This is a genomic window from Vibrio sp. ZOR0018 (assembly GCF_963865925.1).
Classification (GTDB): Bacteria; Pseudomonadota; Gammaproteobacteria; order Enterobacterales; family Vibrionaceae; genus Vibrio; species Vibrio anguillarum.
In genome coordinates this window covers 167404-186139 of sequence record NZ_CAWMCN010000123.1, presented here as the reverse complement: position 1 = coordinate 186139, position 18736 = coordinate 167404, and the positions used below count along the sequence as shown (strand labels likewise).

The 18736-nt window shown below is 45.6% G+C and carries 16 protein-coding genes and 1 other annotated feature; of the genes, 11 read left to right on the top strand and 5 right to left on the bottom strand.

Annotated features, from left to right (window positions below):
* Positions 1 to 286: 286 nt before the first annotated feature.
* From AACR75_RS15215 to cydC, 4 genes are all read left to right on the top strand, one after another.
* Positions 287 to 2317, top strand: coding sequence for a GGDEF domain-containing protein (locus AACR75_RS15215; RefSeq protein WP_047690844.1), 2031 nt, complete (start codon positions 287 to 289; stop codon positions 2315 to 2317).
* A 133-nt stretch (positions 2318 to 2450) separates the two neighbouring features.
* Complete coding sequence (gene trxB / locus AACR75_RS15210; RefSeq protein WP_029189734.1) at positions 2451 to 3410, top strand: thioredoxin-disulfide reductase; 960 nt, start codon at positions 2451 to 2453, stop codon at positions 3408 to 3410.
* 137 nt (positions 3411 to 3547) lie between these two features.
* A complete protein-coding gene (gene cydD / locus AACR75_RS15205) occupies positions 3548 to 5335 on the top strand; it encodes a heme ABC transporter permease/ATP-binding protein CydD (RefSeq protein WP_013857131.1) in 1788 nt (595 codons plus the stop codon).
* The gene (cydC, locus tag AACR75_RS15200; protein WP_047690841.1) at positions 5328 to 7049 is read left to right on the top strand and encodes a heme ABC transporter ATP-binding protein/permease CydC; all 1722 of its coding nucleotides are present in this window, start codon (positions 5328 to 5330) and stop codon (positions 7047 to 7049) included. The genes cydD and cydC overlap by 8 nt, the downstream gene beginning before the upstream one ends.
* Before the next feature lie 230 nt (positions 7050 to 7279).
* Here the strand turns inward: cydC and AACR75_RS15195 are convergent, their stop codons facing one another.
* The 5 genes from AACR75_RS15195 to rnm form a co-directional block, all read right to left on the bottom strand.
* Complete coding sequence (locus AACR75_RS15195) at positions 7280 to 7693, bottom strand: EAL domain-containing protein (RefSeq protein ID WP_231564206.1); 414 nt, start codon at positions 7691 to 7693, stop codon at positions 7280 to 7282.
* A 43-nt stretch (positions 7694 to 7736) separates the two neighbouring features.
* Positions 7737 to 8393, bottom strand: a complete 657-nt coding sequence (locus AACR75_RS15190; RefSeq protein WP_231564205.1) for a GGDEF domain-containing protein — start codon at positions 8391 to 8393, stop codon at positions 7737 to 7739.
* 276 nt (positions 8394 to 8669) lie between these two features.
* Positions 8670 to 9713 carry a 23S rRNA pseudouridine(2605) synthase RluB gene (gene rluB, locus AACR75_RS15185; protein WP_047690838.1) on the bottom strand — a complete coding sequence of 348 codons (1044 nt, stop codon included), beginning with the start codon at positions 9711 to 9713 and terminating at the stop codon, positions 8670 to 8672.
* Positions 9714 to 9834: 121 nt separating this feature from the next.
* Positions 9835 to 10455, bottom strand: a complete 621-nt coding sequence (locus AACR75_RS15180) for an L-threonylcarbamoyladenylate synthase (RefSeq protein WP_013857139.1) — start codon at positions 10453 to 10455, stop codon at positions 9835 to 9837.
* Positions 10452 to 11321 (bottom strand): RNase RNM, encoded by an 870-nt coding sequence (rnm, locus tag AACR75_RS15175; RefSeq protein WP_017042022.1) that lies wholly within the window; start codon positions 11319 to 11321, stop codon positions 10452 to 10454. The genes AACR75_RS15180 and rnm overlap by 4 nt, the downstream gene beginning before the upstream one ends.
* 64 nt (positions 11322 to 11385) lie before the next feature.
* Here rnm and AACR75_RS15170 point away from each other — a divergent pair, with 64 nt between their 5' ends.
* From AACR75_RS15170 to trpA, 7 genes are all read left to right on the top strand, one after another.
* Positions 11386 to 11523, top strand: a complete 138-nt coding sequence (locus tag AACR75_RS15170; protein WP_010318233.1) for a hypothetical protein — start codon at positions 11386 to 11388, stop codon at positions 11521 to 11523.
* Positions 11470 to 11572: a sequence feature (Trp leader region), on the top strand. It overlaps the preceding gene by 54 nt.
* Positions 11573 to 11696: 124 nt before the next feature.
* Entirely contained in the window at positions 11697 to 13262 is a 1566-nt protein-coding gene (locus AACR75_RS15165) for an anthranilate synthase component 1 (protein ID WP_156117127.1), read from the top strand.
* Between the two features lie 5 nt (positions 13263 to 13267).
* On the top strand, positions 13268 to 13858 hold the full coding sequence (locus AACR75_RS15160) for an aminodeoxychorismate/anthranilate synthase component II (protein WP_013857142.1): 591 nt from the start codon (positions 13268 to 13270) through the stop codon (positions 13856 to 13858).
* Positions 13859 to 13878: 20 nt separating this feature from the next.
* Positions 13879 to 14877 (top strand): anthranilate phosphoribosyltransferase, encoded by a 999-nt coding sequence (trpD, locus tag AACR75_RS15155; RefSeq protein WP_047690831.1) that lies wholly within the window; start codon positions 13879 to 13881, stop codon positions 14875 to 14877.
* 5 nt (positions 14878 to 14882) lie between these two features.
* Positions 14883 to 16292 carry a bifunctional indole-3-glycerol-phosphate synthase TrpC/phosphoribosylanthranilate isomerase TrpF gene (trpCF, locus tag AACR75_RS15150; protein WP_047690828.1) on the top strand — a complete coding sequence of 470 codons (1410 nt, stop codon included), beginning with the start codon at positions 14883 to 14885 and terminating at the stop codon, positions 16290 to 16292.
* Positions 16293 to 16422: 130 nt separating this feature from the next.
* A complete protein-coding gene (trpB, locus tag AACR75_RS15145; protein WP_013857145.1) occupies positions 16423 to 17613 on the top strand; it encodes a tryptophan synthase subunit beta in 1191 nt (396 codons plus the stop codon).
* Entirely contained in the window at positions 17613 to 18419 is an 807-nt protein-coding gene (gene trpA, locus AACR75_RS15140; protein ID WP_017044619.1) for a tryptophan synthase subunit alpha, read from the top strand. Before trpB ends, trpA begins: the two co-directional genes overlap by 1 nt.
* Positions 18420 to 18736 lie beyond the last annotated feature (317 nt).

The following is an 18736-nucleotide window of genomic DNA, read 5'->3' as shown; positions in this document are numbered from 1 at the left end:
AACAATGAATTACCAACATTAGGATGATGTGGGAATGGTATGTAGACCATGGGCGGGTTTAAAGGAAATATCAGTAACTAATTTATCAGCTCGATTCGACTAAATTTAGCATGTATTAATCCATGAGCCATATAGCATCTCATTAACTCGAAATTAGCACCATTTAAGTAGTAAGCCATGCCAAAAATTAGACTAAAGTTAATACTAGATCATCAAACTAATTGATATATTTGACTATTAAGACTTAGTTGAAACATCGCTCAACTGATAAGGAGATCCTCAACTCGTGAACTCTAGTATTAAAGTCACACTGTGGACTTTCATCGCATTAGGTTTCAGTGTAATCAATGCCTATGCGGCTATGGATCCTAAAGATAAATTTCTCCAAGCATTGGAGGGCATTGAGCAGATCACCTATTCACTACCGATCAAGGCAAAAGCACAAATTAGTGAACTAGAAGAAGACTACATCATATTGTCACAGCCTTCCGCTCTCGTTGTTCGTTACTATTTGGCCAAAGTCACTGTATATGGGCTACTAGAGGAATATGATAGGAGCTTAGAAGCGGCACAATTAGGATTAAAGCGAACAGAACACACCAACGTTGAAACGCTCACTCTCAAACTAAGAGAGATTCAAGCTTTACGGCACCAAAAAGTCGACGTGTTGCCGAAACTTGACGCACTGTTAGTTGAAGCAGGAAACGATCACAATGCACAAATCGAATCAGAAGTATTACTAGCTAAAAGCCTCTATTACCAAGAGCAAGGCGAGTTTAAAAAATCGTACGCCGCAATAATGACCTCAATTGATACAGCAAAATCCATTGATAACAAAGAGTTAATGGAGAGAATATCTCACGGTCTAGGTCAAATACTGGTTCAGCTACAAGATTTTGATCGTTCACAACTGTTACTTGAAAATTCCTACAGTTACTTCAAGCAGCGTAAAATGTCTTATAGCCAATTGGTTAGCTTACTCGACATCTCTAAGTTGCAAGAGTCACGTAATCAAATCACGGCGGCGATCGAAACCTATAAAACCGCACTCAAGCTAGCACAAATACTGGGTGACGGGCGACATCGCTTTCGTATTAACATCGAACTTGCACGGCTTTATCGAGATACCAACAACCGAGATCAAATGCGCTTTTTCTTGAAAAAAGCAGAGGAACTGCAGTACCGAGAAAGCCAACCAGGCTACCTTGCCACTTTTCAGCTATTACAAACACAAGATCTATTGGAACAAAAACGCTACGGTGAAGTGATTGAATTTGTAGAACCACTCATTGTGCATATCAAGCAAAGATCAAATCTACTTATTCAACAGATAGAGTTGTTAAAAGTGGCAGCACAGGCTTATGCTGGGCAAAATAACTACAAACAAGCCTATGAAACTTATGATTTTTATCATTTACGATCGCTCACACTTCGCAATGTTGAACAGATAGAGAACTTACAGAGACAACAAATGTTGTTTGATCTTGAGCGTCTACAATATGAAAATCAGGATCTAAACTGGAACAACGTACTTCAAAAGCTAGAGATTGAAAACCATCAGAAAACGTTTCATCTATTAGGTGAAATCGTCTTTTTCCTTGCTCTTGCATTAATCGGATTATTGGTCATATTTATCTGGGCCAACCGCTCTCGCATCAAAATGGGCATGCTTGCCAAAACGGACACCTTGACTGGCTTGTATAATCGACGCTACATGGAAGAACGATTTGCAAAACATCAATCCAAATCTTACCAAAATAGTAGCGAAGCGCTTATTAAACTCGCACAACGGATTTTGATGTGGCAACAGACTTGGTTCAAAGGTCAATCTTCACCTAAAAAAAACGCCGAACCATTCGACTCAGCGCAATTAGACGAACAGATCCAACATAATGAAGATGCAAAACCGATTAGCCTTATTTTGACCGATATTGATTATTTTAAAGTCATTAATGATACCTACGGCCACCCCTTTGGCGATCAAGTATTAGTGGAAATTGCGGCTATCTTTAAGTCATCGGTACGCTCTTCCGATGTTGTCGCTCGCTACGGTGGGGAAGAGTTTCTCATCTTACTACCCGACACTGACTTAAGCGTCGCTAGCGAAATTGCCGAAACCTTGCGCCGAAAAATTGAAGATCACCATTTTGTAACCGAATCACGAGAATCGGTATCCGTCACTTCGAGTTTTGGCGTGTTGACCGCAACGAATACGGATTTAGATCTCCAAGCATTGTGTGAAGAAGTCGACCAACTGCTTTATGCGGCTAAAGCCAGCGGCCGAAATTGCTTAAAAACACGTTGGCTGACTTATTAGCCAAGTCCCATCATTGCTTAGTTTGGCTATATAACGATTATTTCTAAGCTAGCCCATGTAATCGCTTTAATTGACTCGAGATATTCCCTACAATCGTGTTAAATTTTCGAGCATTTTCGATACTGGAGTCCCCATGAGCAACGTGAAACATTGCAAACTTCTTATTCTTGGTTCAGGCCCGGCTGGTTATACGGCAGCCGTTTACGCAGCTCGCGCTAACCTTAATCCAGTTCTCGTTACCGGTATGCAGCAAGGTGGTCAGTTAACGACCACTACAGAAGTAGAAAACTGGCCAGGAGACGCCGAAGGCCTCACGGGCCCTGCTTTAATGGAGCGAATGAAAGAGCATGCCGAGCGCTTCGAAACTGAGATTGTGTTTGATCATATTAATGAAGTTGATTTTTCACAGCGGCCATTCCGCCTTAAAGGCGATAGTGCAGAATATAGCTGCGATGCTCTGATCATTTCAACAGGTGCATCCGCACGTTACCTAGGTTTAGATTCAGAAGAAACCTTTAAAGGACGAGGAGTTTCCGCTTGTGCTACTTGCGATGGTTTTTTCTATCGTAACCAAAAAGTAGCCGTTGTAGGTGGCGGCAATACCGCTGTGGAAGAAGCGCTTTATCTATCTAATATTGCGGCACAAGTTCACCTCATCCACCGCCGTGATTCGTTCCGCGCAGAAAAAATTCTGATTAACCGTCTGATGGATAAAGTCGCAAGCGGCAATATAGTGCTGCACACTGACCGTACCTTAGAGGAAGTCTTAGGTGATGAGACTGGCGTGACGGGTGTTCGTATGAAACACACCCAATCAGAAACGACAGAAGATCTGGACGTGATGGGCGTCTTTATCGCGATTGGTCACAAACCGAATACCGACATGTTTGCTGGTAAGCTAGAGATGAAAGAGGGCTATATCGTGGTCAGATCTGGCCTTGATGGTAATGCAACTCAAACTAGTATTGAAGGTGTGTTTGCTGCTGGTGATGTGATGGATCACAACTATCGCCAAGCGATCACTTCGGCAGGAACGGGTTGTATGGCCGCCTTAGATGCGGAACGTTACCTAGATAGCTTGAACGATAAGTAGGCATGAACGACAAGTAAGCAAAAGGTTATTTTCCAGTTTTATAACAAAACCCTACAGCCCGGTGGTATATCCATCGGGCTTTATTTTGTATACTACCGCCCTTCCGTTTACATAATAATTCTCATTAAGCCTTCGAAATGGATAAGAAAAAGCAACGTAGCTTGAATAATTGGCTCAAACAGCAAAGTAAACTGGCAAAACGCTGGTTAATGATTGCTGTTGGCCTTGGCGTATTATCAAGTGTGTTTTTGCTGGCTCAGGCCGCACTCCTCGCCTCCATTCTGCATCAACTGATTATTGAACAAGTTGATAAAGCAGAGCTCATTCCCTATTTTCTTGGTTTGGTGGTGACGATTGCCGCACGTGCCGCGTGCGCATGGGGGCGTGAAATTGCGGGTTTTCGCTGCGGAGAGCAGATCCGCATTTATATCCGTCAGTTAATACTGGATAAAGTTCGCGAGTTGGGCCCTGCTTACATTAAAGGTAAGCCTGCCGGTGCATGGGCAACATTACTGCTTGAACAAGTCGAAAACATGCAGGACTTTTTTGCGCGCTATTTACCGCAGATGTCATTATCTGTGTTGATCCCGTTTATGATTTTGATTGTGGTCTTTCCCGTCAACTGGGCGGCGGGTTTGATTTTCTTAATCACCGCCCCCTTAGTGCCACTGTTTATGGCCTTAGTCGGCATGAAAGCGGCCGATGCTAATCGTAAAAATTTCAAAGCTCTGCAGCGGTTATCTGGTCACTTTTATGATCGCCTGCAGTCGATGACTACAATACGCCTATTCAACCGCACACAAGCCGAAGCCGATCAGCTTAAAGGCGCTTCTGAAGTCTTTCGCACTCGCACAATGGATGTATTGAAAATCGCCTTTCTATCATCAGCAGTGTTAGAATTTTTCACCTCGATATCGATCGCCATCACCGCCGTTTACTTTGGTTTTAGCTTTATTGGCGAGTTGAATTTCGGCTACTACGGTACAGCCGTAACTCTATTTTCCGGCCTATTTATCTTGATCCTTGCGCCTGAGTTTTATCAACCATTACGTGATTTGGGCACCTTTTATCACGCCAAACAACAAGCTGTCGGCGCGGCTGAAAGCATTGTCGAGTTTTTGGAAACAGACATCAGCAAAGTGAAATCAGGATCTATCTCGCTCGACGGTGCACAGCAGATTGACATTGTAGCGCAAGATCTCGAAGTGTTTAGCCCAGAAGGAAAACGCTTGGTCGGTCCAATTTCATTTACGTTAGATAACCATTCAACCACTGCGCTTGTCGGGCCAAGCGGCGCAGGTAAAACCAGCTTAGTAAACGCCATTTTAGGCTTCATGCCTTACCAAGGCAGTTTGAAAATTAATGGTATTGAACTGAGCGATCTTGAGCATACCAGCTGGCGTAAGCAGATCAGTTGGGTTGGGCAAAACCCACTATTGGTGCACGGAACCATCGTTGAGAATATCAGCCTCGGCAAGCATGACATGAGTGACGAAGCGCTTCATTCGGCTTTAGACAATGCCTATGCAGCTGAATTTGTCGACAAACATGGTTTGGATTACGCCATCACCGATCGATCCGGTGGATTATCTGTCGGACAAGCTCAGCGAATTGCACTTGCTCGCGCACTGCTACAAAACGGCAATTTTTGGCTACTTGATGAACCAACCGCCAGCTTAGATGCACGCAGCGAACAGTTAGTGATGCAAGGTTTGAACCGCCAAATTCAACACCACACCGCTTTAATCGTGACGCACCAATTAGCACCATTAAAATCGGTGCAACAGATTTTGGTGATGCAAAATGGGGCGATAGTTCAAACAGGCGATTACAACACACTCAGCCAGCAAAAGGGTCTGTTTTCCGATATGTTACAAGCTAATCAAGCGCTTGATGAAGCCAATAAGGGGAACCTTGATGCGTGATCTCATCCCTTACCTTAAATTGTATAAAAAGCACTGGTTTGGTTTATCTCTCGGTATGCTGCTGGCCTTTTTAACCCTGTTTGCCTCGATTGGTCTACTGACCTTATCCGGCTGGTTTTTATCCGCAGCGGCCATTGCTGGCTTAACCATTGCTCGTGAAACATTCAACTACATGCTACCGGGCGCGTTTGTACGTGGGTTTGCCATGGGACGCACTGCAGGACGTTGGGGTGAGCGTGTTGTCAGCCATAATGCTACATTCAAGCTGCTGACGGATCTGCGTATTTTCTTCTTCCAAAAACTCGCGCCACTGATCCCAGGACGTGTGTCAAACCTCAGAGACGCTGATTTACTCAACCGTCTAGTGGCAGATATCGATGCTATGGATCACGTCTATTTACGCTTAATCAGCCCAGTAACCGTGGGTGTACTGGGCATTAGTGCGTTAACGGCATTCTTATGTTGGTTCGACCCTGCCATTGGCTTAACCCTTGGTGCAATTCTTCTGACGCTACTGCTCGTGTGGCCTGTCCTCTTTTATAAACTGGGTCAGCGTAATGGTGCCGAGCTCACCCAGCACAAGGCGGATTTGCGTATTGCAACGCTTGACTGGTTGCAAGGCTACAGTGAACTGACCCTGTTTGGTGCAGAAAACCGTTACCGTGAAGCGATTCTTAGCGCGCAGCAAAAATTGCTGGTCAATCAATTGGCTAACGCTCATTTTTCTGGCCTTGCACAAGCACTGCTCATGCTCGCTAATGGCTGGACGCTTGTGTTAGTGATCTGGCTTACCGCCGATGGTGTGGCAGGTAATCAACCCGACCCGATGATTGCACTGGTGGCTTTTGCAACTATGGCAAGTTTTGAACTGCTGATGCCGATTGCTGGTGCATTTCAACATTTAGGACAAACACTCACTTCTGCTCGCCGCCTCAACGATATTATTCTGGCTGAGCCTGAAGTCCAATTTCCTACCGCTTCAACTCAGCACTCAGGTCAATTCGATATTGAATTTTCAGACGTAACCTTTCACTATCCTGACAGCAGCCAAGATGTGCTACGCAGTGTCAACCTCCATATTCCCGCAGGGCATCGCGTTGCGATAGTGGGGCAAACAGGCTCTGGCAAATCGACCTTAATGCAACTGCTGTCACGCTATTGGGATCCACAGCAAGGTAGCGTCTCCATTGCAGGTACCCACTTAACAGCATGGAATGAGAGCGAACTTCGCCAAACCATCAGTGTGGTTAGCCAACGTGTAGATGTACTCAATGGCACGCTGCGAGACAACCTCGCGATGGCCAGTCCAAGCGCAAACGATCAACAGTTAGCTCACGCCTTAACGCAAGTCGGTTTACATACTCTATTGGACGATCTAGGTTTGGACGCATGGCTGGGTGATGGCGGCCGTCAGCTCTCTGGTGGAGAGAAACGCCGCATCGGTATCGCGCGCGCACTGCTCCACAACGGTTCAATTTTATTACTCGATGAACCCACGGAAGGCTTGGATAAACAAACAGAGCAGCAAATTCTGGCTCTATTTCAACAGCATTTTGCGCATAAAACGGTCCTCTTTATTACTCACCGCTTGGTCGAGTTAGAAACAATGGATGCTATTTGCCTGATTGAACAAGGTGAAATCGTGGAATACGGTAGCCACCAAGCGTTATTGGCCAAACAAGGCCGCTATTTCCAACTACAACAAACCTTGTAGCCATAGTTTGTCATTTGCTCGTTATGAGACTTATCTTTTTTAGGAACACTATGCTGAATTAGGTAACTGAAGCTTGGTATGAAAAATCTTCGCCCTCTTGCTTTGAGAGTCAGTGCATGAGGGTGAAGAAGCTGCCTTGCAAAGAAGCGGCAGTCAACCAAACTCGCTAAATATGTACCTCATCAGCTTAATAAATACTGAGCGTACTACTCATTTTATAGGTGAGATTTTTAATTAATATTCAAGGACAAATGGTTAATGAGATCTTCCGCTGGCATTGGGTGCCCTAGGTAGTAGCCCTGCACTTGTTGACAGCCCATTGCCTGCAAAATTTTCAATTGGTTGGCCTTCTCTACGCCTTCTGCCACAATGTCGATGTCAAAACTTTGCGCCATAGCAATAATGGCATTCACTATCGTTCTTGAACGATCATCATTTTCTACTTCAGAGACGAAACTGCGGTCAATTTTGATTTCATCCACAGTAAGATCTTTGAGCATGGCAAGTGACGTATAACCAGTGCCAAAATCATCGATGGAAAAAGTAATCCCGTTAGATTGCAGATTAGAAATAATTTCAACACTCTTTTTCATATCGGTAAGCGTTGCTGTTTCCGTAATTTCAATGCGTATGTATGAGTTCAAATTCTCATGCTGCTGAATAGCGTTCTTTTGTTTCTTTGCAACATTAAGAAAGAGCCTCAGTCGCGGAAACCATCAGCTCTCTGGCGCTGATACCATCGGCTGGGTAAATGGCAACACCTATGCAGCAAGTTGTTTCAATATTGTGTTGCTTGGCCCGATGGGTATACAGACGTTGGACGCTCCGAACATGAGAATCCATATCTACAGCGTCACTCAACTTTACAAAACTGGCAAACTGATCGGCATGTAAGCGCGATACTAATGAGCTGGGCAAAGTCATTTCGTTAATATCGTGAGCTAAATCCTGCAAAAATGCATCTGCACGCTCAAACCCCAGAGTTTCGTTGATACTTTTAAAATCGTCGACATCAAGGTAACAAAGAATAAATCGCTCATTAGACTTTAATTTTTTGATCGTTATATTGAGAGTACGCACAAACATACTAAGGCTGTGCAGCCCAGTGAGGCTGTCCATATCATTGGCTTTTTCTAGTAAGCGATTCCCTCTAAGCACCAACATGAGCAAAAGTAAGGCGGTAATACTGACAAACATCAACCCCTTATAGGTTTGAGCGAGAGCGCGCAACTGGGCGTTATCTAGCAATAATTCGACTGTCATATCCGAGAATAATATCCAGAGCACGGCAAATGTTGCGTAGATAAGTGCCACTTTAACGGCTGAGATGCCTGCTCTATCCATGTTTAACTAACTCCAAATCTACCCGCCTGTGATCGTAACATTGTAGCATCACTAAAATTTAGTCAACCATACCATACATGCCACATGTAGCCTGCTTCTTCACTCTACTCACTTAATACCAGAAAATATGAACATAGGGATGTCAATCCATGCACAAGTGCTCAATACCAACTCTATTGTTTTAATTTTTATTTTATTATCAATGTCTTAAACGAAAAAATCCCGAGCTTAGCTCGGGATTTTAATATCAACTAACAGGCAACGAGAAAGTTTCGCTTATCGACGTGGCGCTTTCGCTTTACCAGTTTGAGGCCGACCAGTGCCGCGGCTACCATCGGCACCACTGTTACGGGTACTTGAAGCAGGCTTGCGACGGCCAGTAGTTGTGCCATTGGTTGTCGTACCGTTAGTTTTTTTTCCATTCGTCGTTGTACCATTGGTCGTACGACTTTTAGGCTTGCTAGTCGTCGTTACACGCTCTTCATGGCGCTTAACGGCACGGCGAATTTTTTGGCTACGCGCACGCTCACGAGTACGTGAAGTGTTGTCTTTGCTCAAATCTAGCATCGTCTCTTTTTCAGGACGCAGTTCAACCAATTCACGTAAATAGTTTACATCTTTAAGATCCAGTTCCATCCAACCGCCGCGTGGCAGTTTTTTGTCCAAATAGATCTCGCCATAACGAACGCGTTTCAAACGGCTCACTGTGGTATCTTGAGATTCCCAAAGACGACGAACTTCACGATTACGGCCTTCGTTAATCGCGACGTAGAAAGTATGGTTCATACCTTCACCACCAGCGTAAACGATATCTTCAAAGCGTGCCAAGCCATCTTCTAGCTCAACCCCTTTAACGAGGTTACGCACTTTCTGCTCGTTCACTTCGCCAAAAACACGCACTAAATATTCGCGTTCTACTTGACGGCTTGGGTGCATAAGGCGATTAGCCAATTCACCATCGGTAGTAAAGAGAAGTAAGCCTGAGGTGTTGGCATCTAAGCGGCCAACTGAAATCCAACGCGAACCACGAATTTTAGGTAGACGATCAAATACCGTCCGACGACCTTCTGGATCATGACGGGTACAAAGCTCACCTTCCGGTTTGTAGTAAGCAAGCACTCGACAAATAACCTCTTCTGGCGCTTTAACGGAAACAGCATGTCCATCAATACGCACAACTGCGTTATCATCTTCTAGACGCTCGCCCAACATAGCTACCTTGCCATTAACACTGACACGTCCTGCTCTAATCAAAGCTTCTAACTCACGACGAGAACCATGACCAGCTCGTGCTAAAACTTTTTGTAACTTTTCGCTCATTTATCTACCTATGTGTCGTCTTCACAGACGTCGAATGAAAAAATGCGACCCCAAAATCGCGGCCGCATAGTATCTCAAATTCTACGCCAAAAAGCACTCGTTTTGATGGCCTACTCAAAAGCTATTCAAAAGGTGTTGGATCACCCGCTCCCACGCGAGCAACCACCATCTCATCTTCACTGAAATCAATCACTGTCGTCGGCTGTTCACCTAAATAACCCCCGTTTAAAATGACATCCACGGCGTGTTCAAGGCGATCCCGAATCTCTTCTGGATCCGATTCTGTATGGGTGTTGCCGGGCAAAATAAGTGAGGTGGACATTAGCGGTTCACCTAACGCTTCAAGTAAATCAAGTGCAATACGGTTATTAGGCACGCGGATACCTATCGTCTTACGCTTCGCATTCATCAACCGACGTGGCACTTCTTTGGTCCCTTTGAAAATAAACGTATAAGGGCCAGGTGTATTATTCTTTAGCAAGCGAAAAGCGGTATTATCCACACGCGCATAAAAAGAGAGCTCTGACAAATCACGGCACAGCAAGGTAAAATTATGCTTATCATCAAGGCGGCGAATTTGGCAAATACGCTCTAATGCTTGTTTATTTTCTAGTTGGCAGCCTAGTGCATAACCAGAATCCGTTGGGTACACAACAACTCCGCCATTGCGGATAATAGCAACCGCTTGAGTAATCAAGCGAGTCTGCGGGTTTTCTGGATGAACGTAAAAAAACTGGCTCATTGTAATTCCTCATTATTGAGTCTATCTACGGGGCTTAAACCCCAATCTTTCCAGACAGGATCGACGCCAGAAGGCAACCAAAGATTTCGCCCCAGTTCCATCCAAGGTGAGGGGTAATGAAAGTCACTGCCTTGAGAAGCTAATAGATTGTATTGTATGGCATAATCAGCCAAATTACGTCTTTCTTGTGGCGCTTGTTGTGGCTGTGCCACTTCCATAGCGTCACCACCCGCTTCTACAAACGCCGTTATTAAGCGCTTGAGCCACTTGGTCGTCAAGTCATATCGTCCAGGATGCGCTAATACCGCTTGGCCACCAGCGGCGTGTATTGCTTCAACGGCATCGGTCATCGAGCACCAACTTGGTGGTACATACCCGGGATTATCGCGGGTGAGGAACTTTTTGAACACCTGCTGCATGTTCTTCGCAAAACCCTGTTCAACCAGCCATTTTGCGAAATGCGCACGAGTAATCGGTGCCTCTCCGGCGATGGCTTGCACCTCTTCTAACACCCCTTCACGTGTCACTTTTTGCAATCGTTGTGCAATCAATTGTGCGCGCTGCACACGATGTGCCTTTTGCTGCTCAATTAACTGCTGCAAAGCTTGAGCGTTTGAGTCGATGTTGAGCCCAACAATATGAATATCTTTATTTTGCCAAACCGTGGAAATCTCGATGCCATCGATCAAGGTGATGGGTAATTGTTGCTGATTAATATAGTCATGAGCAATAGTTAATGCATCAGTCGTATCGTGATCAGTGATCGCCAATACCTCAATATCAAAGCTTAGCGCCCTATCGATTAACGCTTGCGGCGATAACCTGCCATCTGAAGAAGTGGTGTGGCTATGTAGATCAATTCTCATAATTTTATTTTGGCCATCTTTTAGGCTTGACTTTTTACTCTCGCACTAGTTAACTAGTACGCAAATGCAAGGCACGTATTTGAGGTTGACCATGTTACAAGAATTTAACCAAAACCATAATCACAATTTAAGCGCAGCTTCATCTGAGCTCAATTGGTGGCACACTTGGACAAGTTCTTGGTGGGCAACCGTGTACTTTTAAAATAGAACACGAATTCACAAAGCCCGCCTCAATGAGCGGGCTTTTTATTTTGTCGAATAGCTCACATTACATTGCGCAATAAAACAGCGCCCCCCCCAAAGTGATGATTGGGTCTCTAAGAGGATTATGCGAGTATGGACGACAGGAACATTAAAATTCATCAAGGAGGTCTTGTGAATAAGACCATTGAAATTAAAAACTTAGGCCAAATTGACGTAATCAATATGTCCGTGCCTTATACCCAAGATCCAACACGTCTATTTCATACGCTATGTGAGTCAAAAACAGATTGTTTGCTATTAGAATCCGCCGAGATCGACTCAAAACAGGATCTCAAAAGTCTATTATTGGTTGATGCTGCCGTGCGCATCACTTGCTTTGGTCACGTTGTCACTTTTCACGCATTGACAGACAATGGTCAACAGCTCATCGAACATCTACAGCGTAATATTAAAGCGGATATTGAACATCAGTTACAACAAAATACCTTAACGCTTCAATTTCAAGCACTATGCGACACGCTAGACGAAGATTCTCGCCTACGCGAAGCCTCTTCTTTTGATGCACTACGTCTCGTGCAGCACAGTTTCGATCTTCGTCATCACGATAAACATGCCCTCTTTCTAGGCGGTTTATTTGCCTACGATTTGGTGGCCAACTTCGAACAGCTAGGAAATGCCGATACGACTAATCAGTGTCCAGACTACGTTTTTTATATCGCGGAAACCTTGTTAGTGATTGACCATAAAACTGAGCATTGTCAGTTGCAAGCAAGTGTTTTTAACCCCACGCCAACAATGCGCGAAACATTAATTACTCGTTTACAAGAGATCGCGCAGCAATGTGCCGCACCCAAATTACTACCGCAAGCCAAAACCGTAGCTAACGTAAGCGTGACAACGAATATTTCTGACCAAGAGTTTTGCAAGACCGTTCAAGCGTTAAAAGAATTTGTCGTGAAAGGCGATGTTTTTCAGGTGGTGCCTTCTCGCCGATTTACCCTGCCTTGCCCTTCACCACTTGCTGCTTATAAAAAACTAAAAGAGAGCAATCCAAGCCCTTACATGTTTTATATGCAAGACGAACGCTTTACTCTGTTTGGCGCTTCTCCTGAAAGCGCATTGAAATACGCCACCGAAACCAACCAGATTGAGATTTACCCTATCGCAGGGACTCGCCGCCGTGGTAAACGCACCGATGGTTCAATTGATTTTGATTTAGATAGCCGCATTGAACTTGAACTACGTTGCGACAAAAAAGAGAACGCTGAACACATGATGTTGGTCGACCTTGCGCGCAACGATGTCGCACGTATTGCACAAGCAGGAACGCGCCACGTCGCTGATTTATTGAAAGTGGATCGCTACAGTCACGTTATGCATTTGGTTTCTCGCGTGGTGGGTCAACTCCGAAGCGATCTCGATGCACTGCACGCTTACCAAGCCTGCATGAATATGGGCACACTCACTGGTGCGCCGAAAATTCGGGCCATGCAGCTTATCCGTAACGTGGAAAAAGCCCGCCGTGGCAGTTACGGTGGCGCGGTAGGCTACCTTACCGGGGAAGGCGATTTAGATACTTGCATCGTGATCCGCTCGGCTTATGTCGAACAGGGTATTGCGCAAGTTCAAGCGGGCGCTGGGGTCGTTTATGATTCAGACCCTCAATCGGAAGCCGACGAGACACGTGGTAAAGCACAAGCCGTGATCTCTGCAATTCAAGCCGCGCATCAGGAGTAGCAGATATGGCCAACATTATTTTTATCGATAACTTTGATTCCTTTACCTACAACCTTGTTGATCAATTCCGCTCACTCGGCCATACGGTGACAGTTTATCGCAACAACATCGCCGCACAGAGCATTGAACAAGCGGTCTTTCAATTGGATGAACCGCTGCTGCTACTCTCCCCCGGACCGGGCGCGCCCGCAGACGCGGGATGCATGCCACAATTAATCCAACGCCTTAAGGGCAAAGTGCCGATCATTGGCATCTGTTTAGGTCACCAAGCGATTGTTGAAGCTTACGGCGGCACTGTCGCGGGTGCTGGCGAAATTATCCATGGAAAAATCTCGATGATGGAACACCAACATCACCGTATTTACCAACAGCTACCGTCACCATTAGCCATTGCTCGTTATCATTCCCTAGTGGCTACTGAAGTTCCGGATAGTTTAACCATCACGGCAGAGGTTGATGGGCTCGTGATGTCCGTGGTGCAAGAGCAAGATAAAGTGTGCGGCTTTCAATTTCATCCAGAGTCCATCATGACTACTCATGGCGCAGCATTGCTTGCCAATGCGATCGATTGGGCTTTAGAAAAAAGCACCCACTAACGGATTTATAGGGATATTTTATGGAAAACATCATTAATAAACTTTACGCGCAGCAGTCGCTCTCGCAAGCAGAAAGCCAGCAACTGTTTGATCTCATCATCCGTGGTGAACTCAACTCTATTTTGATGGCAGCGGTATTGACGGCACTGAAAATCAAAGGTGAAACACCCGATGAAATTGCTGGCGCAGCCAAAGCATTACTGGCTAACGCGGCCCCGTTTCCAAGGCCAGACTATGATTTTGCAGACATAGTCGGCACTGGTGGTGATGGCTCAAATACTTTTAATATTTCAACCACCGCAGCATTTGTTGCTGCTGCCTGTGGCGTAAAAATTGCCAAACATGGTAATCGTGGAGTATCGAGCAAATCAGGCTCTTCTGATCTACTGGATTCATTTGGTATTAACCTTGCGATGAGCGCTGAAAATACTCGCCAAGCCATCGATGATTTGGGCGTCGCTTTCCTATTTGCGCCGCAATATCATGGTGGCGTGCGTCATGCGATGCCCGTGCGCCAAACCATGAAAACGCGCACTATCTTCAATATATTAGGACCGCTAATTAACCCTGCTCGCCCCAACATTGAACTGATGGGTGTTTACAGTAAAGAACTGGTTCTGCCTATTGCCCAAACCATGTTACAAATGGGATTGAAACGTGCAGCGGTCGTTCATGGCAGTGGTTTAGATGAAGTGGCGATTCATGGTGAAACCTTAGTGGCTGAAATTCGTGATGGACACATCATCGAATACACCTTAACACCTAAAGATTTTGGTGTTGAAAGCTACCCACTCGAAGCCATTCAAGGTGGTGAGCCTGCGGAGAATCGCGCCATTATCACCAACCTGCTGATAGGGAAAGGCACGCCAGCGCAATTGGCTGCCGTCGCTGTTAATGTGGCGCTGCTGCTGCGTCTTTTTGGCCAAGAAGATCTCAAAGCCAATACACAACAGGCCATTAGTGTAATGAACTCGGGCAAAGCCTATCAGCTTGTCCAACAACTGGCACAAAGAGGTTAAGCCCCATGCCTGAGCAACTTTCTGACCACATTTCAACCCAGCATACTCAAATGGCTGAAGTATTGGCCAAAATCGTCAATGACAAATATGAATGGGTCGAGCAGCGTAAAACGCAGCAACCATTGGGCAGCTTCGAACACTTATTAACCGTATCGGATCGCTCGTTTTATGATGCGTTAAACACGGGTAAAACCGCTTTTATTTTGGAGTGTAAAAAAGCGTCACCTTCCAAAGGACTCATTCGCCAAGATTTTGATTTGGATTATATCGCCTCGGTTTACCATCAATATGCAGACGCCATTTCAGTTTTGACTGATGAAAAATATTTCCAAGGCAACCTCGAATTTCTGCCACGCGTTCGCGCGCAAGTAAGCCAACCTGTGATTTGCAAAGACTTTATGGTTGATGTTTATCAGGTTTATTTGGCTCGTCATTACAGTGCAGATGCCATTTTATTGATGCTGTCCGTCCTTGATGATCAACACTATCAAACGCTAGCCAATGTGGCTCACCAACTGGGTATGGGTATTTTAACCGAAGTGAGCAATGAGGAAGAGCTGCATCGGGCAGTCGCCCTGCAAGCGAAAGTTATTGGCATTAATAACCGCAACTTGCGCGATCTCTCAACCGATCTAAATCGCACTAAACAGCTGGCACCTTTACTCCCAGAAGGAACCGTGATCATCTCTGAGTCTGGCATTTATACTCACCAACAAGTGCGTGAACTTTCGCAATACGCCAACGGATTTTTAATCGGCAGCTCGTTAATGGCCGAAGAAAATTTAGAGCTAGCGGTACGCAAAGTGACGCTCGGCGAAAACAAAGTGTGCGGCTTAACTCACGCTGACGATGCGGCCAAAGCCTATCAAGCTGGAGCCGTGTTTGGTGGCTTAATTTTTGTGCCGCAATCCAAACGCTATGTCGACTTGGACAATGCACGTTTGACGATGAGCGGCGCGCCGCTGCGCTACGTGGGCGTGTTTCAAAATCACACTATTGAAGCCATTACGCAGATTGCTACGACGTTAAAACTCTTTGCGGTGCAACTGCATGGCGAAGAAGATCAAGCCTATGTTGACCAATTGAGAGCTCACCTACCTAGCCAGATTGAAATCTGGAAAGCTTATGGCGTGAGCGACTGCCTACCGACCAAGCTTGAGCGCCACATTGACCGTCACTTACTCGATGCAAAAGTAGGAACGCAATCTGGCGGCACTGGCCAACGTTTTGACTGGCAATTACTAACCGAGGTAAACGATGTCATGTTGGCGGGTGGCTTATCCCCTGAAAATGCTCAGCAAGCAGCAAACATCGGTTGTTTAGGGCTCGATCTCAATTCAGGTGTTGAGAGCGAACCGGGGAAAAAAGACTTACACAAGCTAACCCTAGCGTTCGACGCTATTCGGCAGTACTAACACTAAATCGATTCCCATTGGCTTGAAAAGCGAGTAACTCACCCAGCCGCAAGGTCAAGTAGCAAGGGAAACAACAGATTCATTACCGCTGAATCACTCAGCAGTAACACAGAGACTAAGGATACGAATCATGGCAAAACTCGATGCCTATTTTGGCGAATACGGTGGTCAATACGTTCCACAAATTTTAGTACCAGCGCTTGACCAATTGGAACAAGCTTTTATTGATGCGCAGGAAGATCCTGAATTTCGTGCTGAATTCATGACGTTACTACAAGAGTATGCAGGTCGGCCAACGGCGCTAACTTTGACGCGAAATCTCACGAAAGGCACAAAAACCAAATTGTACTTAAAACGTGAAGACTTATTGCACGGTGGCGCACACAAAACTAACCAAGTACTTGGTCAGGCACTGCTTGCTAAGCGTATGGGTAAACATGAAATTATTGCCGAAACAGGCGCAGGGCAACATGGTGTTGCAACGGCGTTGGCCTGCGCACTACTGGGGCTAAAATGTCGCGTTTATATGGGTGCAAAAGATGTTGAACGCCAAAGCCCCAACGTGTTTCGTATGAAGCTAATGGGCGCAGAAGTGATCCCCGTTCATTCAGGATCAGCAACACTTAAAGATGCGTGCAATGAAGCGCTACGTGACTGGTCTGCCACCTATGAAACCACCCACTATTTATTAGGTACTGCAGCGGGGCCTCACCCATTTCCAACTATAGTCCGTGAATTTCAACGCATGATTGGCGAAGAAACGAAACTGCAAATTTTGGCTCGCGAAGGTCGTTTACCGGATGCAGTGCTTGCTTGTGTCGGCGGCGGTTCGAACGCGATTGGCATGTTTGCTGACTTTATTGAAGAAAAGAATGTCCGTTTGATTGGCATTGAGCCAGCAGGAAAAGGCATTCATACCCACCAGCATGGCGCGCCATTAAAGCACGGCAAGACAGGTATTTTCTTCGGTATGAAATCACCTTTGATGCAAGATGAAAACGGGCAAGTAGAAGAGTCTTACTCGGTGTCCGCTGGGCTTGATTTCCCTTCTGTTGGCCCTCAGCACGCTCATCTTTATGCGACAGGCCGCGCTGAGTACGAAAGCATTACCGATGATGAAGCACTCGATGCTTTCCAATCGATCGCACGTAACGAAGGTATTATTCCCGCGCTGGAATCATCACATGCGGTTGCTTACGCCGTGAAGATGGCGTATGCCGAGCCAGAAAAAGAGCAGTTATTGGTCGTGAATCTATCCGGTCGCGGCGATAAAGATATTTTCACCGTCCATAAACTATTAGAAGAGAAAGGAGCGCTGTAATGGATCGCTATCAAACCCTATTTCAGCGTTTAGCTGACAACAATCAAGGTGCGTTTGTTCCATTTGTGACCATCGGGGACCCAGATCCAGAGCAATCACTGCGCATCATGCAAACGCTAGTGGAAGCAGGAGCAGACGCATTAGAACTCGGTATCCCTTTCTCTGATCCGCTCGCTGATGGCCCAACCATCCAAGGGGCGAATATTCGTGCACTGGATGCAGGGACGACTCCAGATATCTGCTTTGAGTTGATCACCAAAATTCGCGCGCAATATCCCGACCTGCCTATCGGACTACTCATGTATGCCAACCTAGTTTATTCACGCGGCATCGAAAACTTCTACCAACGCTGTAAAAATGCGGGTGTAGATTCAGTATTGATCGCCGATGTTCCGACTAATGAAAGCCGTGAATTTGTCGCGGCGGCAGACAAATACGGGATTCAACCCATTTTCATCGCACCACCCACCGCCAGTGATGAGACCCTAGCCGCGGTCGCCAAACTTGGCCGTGGCTATACTTATCTACTGTCTCGATCCGGTGTGACAGGAGCAGAAACAAAAGCCAATATGCCAGTACATGCCTTGTTGGAAAGACTGAACCAATTTGATGCCCCACCCGCATTGCTTGGGTTTGGAATATCAGAACCTGAGCAAGTCAAACAGGCCATCACCGCCGGTGCCGCTGGCGCAATATCAGGATCCGCAGTGGTGAAAATTATTGAACAACGACTTAATCAGCCAGATGAAATGTTAACGACTCTCAGCCATTTCGTTTCCAGCATGAAAGCAGCGACGTTGGAATAAATTGGTTTACAGCAAAAACCAACCCGATCGATTTCTGAGTCAAACCAAGAAATCGATCTTTTTTTTAACATTTACGCCTCGCCAAATTCATTCACAAAACACAAACCAACCACTCATTAAATTGACAAAACAAATAGCAAACGTTTTCTTTTTGAAAAAACCACGTTTCATGTCAATGAACTATCAATAATCTTGTCAATTTACCTTGTTACCATATTGCTAAATGTAAAATATCCGTGTAAAAAGCTAGTCGAAATATTTATCCACCGATTGATATTTATGTAGTGGGTAACACTAGGAATTTACAATTAATTAGC

Excerpts from the sequence above, each read along its gene's own strand:
- trxB (WP_029189734.1), top strand. The coding sequence starts at position 2,451 with ATGAGCAACGTGAAACATTGCAAACTTCTTATTCTTGGTTCAGGCCCG.
- cydD (WP_013857131.1), top strand. The coding sequence starts at position 3,548 with ATGGATAAGAAAAAGCAACGTAGCTTGAATAATTGGCTCAAACAGCAA.
- cydC (WP_047690841.1), top strand. The coding sequence starts at position 5,328 with ATGCGTGATCTCATCCCTTACCTTAAATTGTATAAAAAGCACTGGTTT.
- AACR75_RS15190 (WP_231564205.1), bottom strand. The coding sequence starts at position 8,393 with ATGGATAGAGCAGGCATCTCAGCCGTTAAAGTGGCACTTATCTACGCA.
- rluB (WP_047690838.1), bottom strand. The coding sequence starts at position 9,713 with ATGAGCGAAAAGTTACAAAAAGTTTTAGCACGAGCTGGTCATGGTTCT.
- AACR75_RS15180 (WP_013857139.1), bottom strand. The coding sequence starts at position 10,455 with ATGAGCCAGTTTTTTTACGTTCATCCAGAAAACCCGCAGACTCGCTTG.
- rnm (WP_017042022.1), bottom strand. The coding sequence starts at position 11,321 with ATGAGAATTGATCTACATAGCCACACCACTTCTTCAGATGGCAGGTTA.
- AACR75_RS15170 (WP_010318233.1), top strand. The coding sequence starts at position 11,386 with ATGCAAGGCACGTATTTGAGGTTGACCATGTTACAAGAATTTAACCAA.
- AACR75_RS15160 (WP_013857142.1), top strand. The coding sequence starts at position 13,268 with ATGGCCAACATTATTTTTATCGATAACTTTGATTCCTTTACCTACAAC.
- trpD (WP_047690831.1), top strand. The coding sequence starts at position 13,879 with ATGGAAAACATCATTAATAAACTTTACGCGCAGCAGTCGCTCTCGCAA.
- trpCF (WP_047690828.1), top strand. The coding sequence starts at position 14,883 with ATGCCTGAGCAACTTTCTGACCACATTTCAACCCAGCATACTCAAATG.
- trpB (WP_013857145.1), top strand. The coding sequence starts at position 16,423 with ATGGCAAAACTCGATGCCTATTTTGGCGAATACGGTGGTCAATACGTT.
- trpA (WP_017044619.1), top strand. The coding sequence starts at position 17,613 with ATGGATCGCTATCAAACCCTATTTCAGCGTTTAGCTGACAACAATCAA.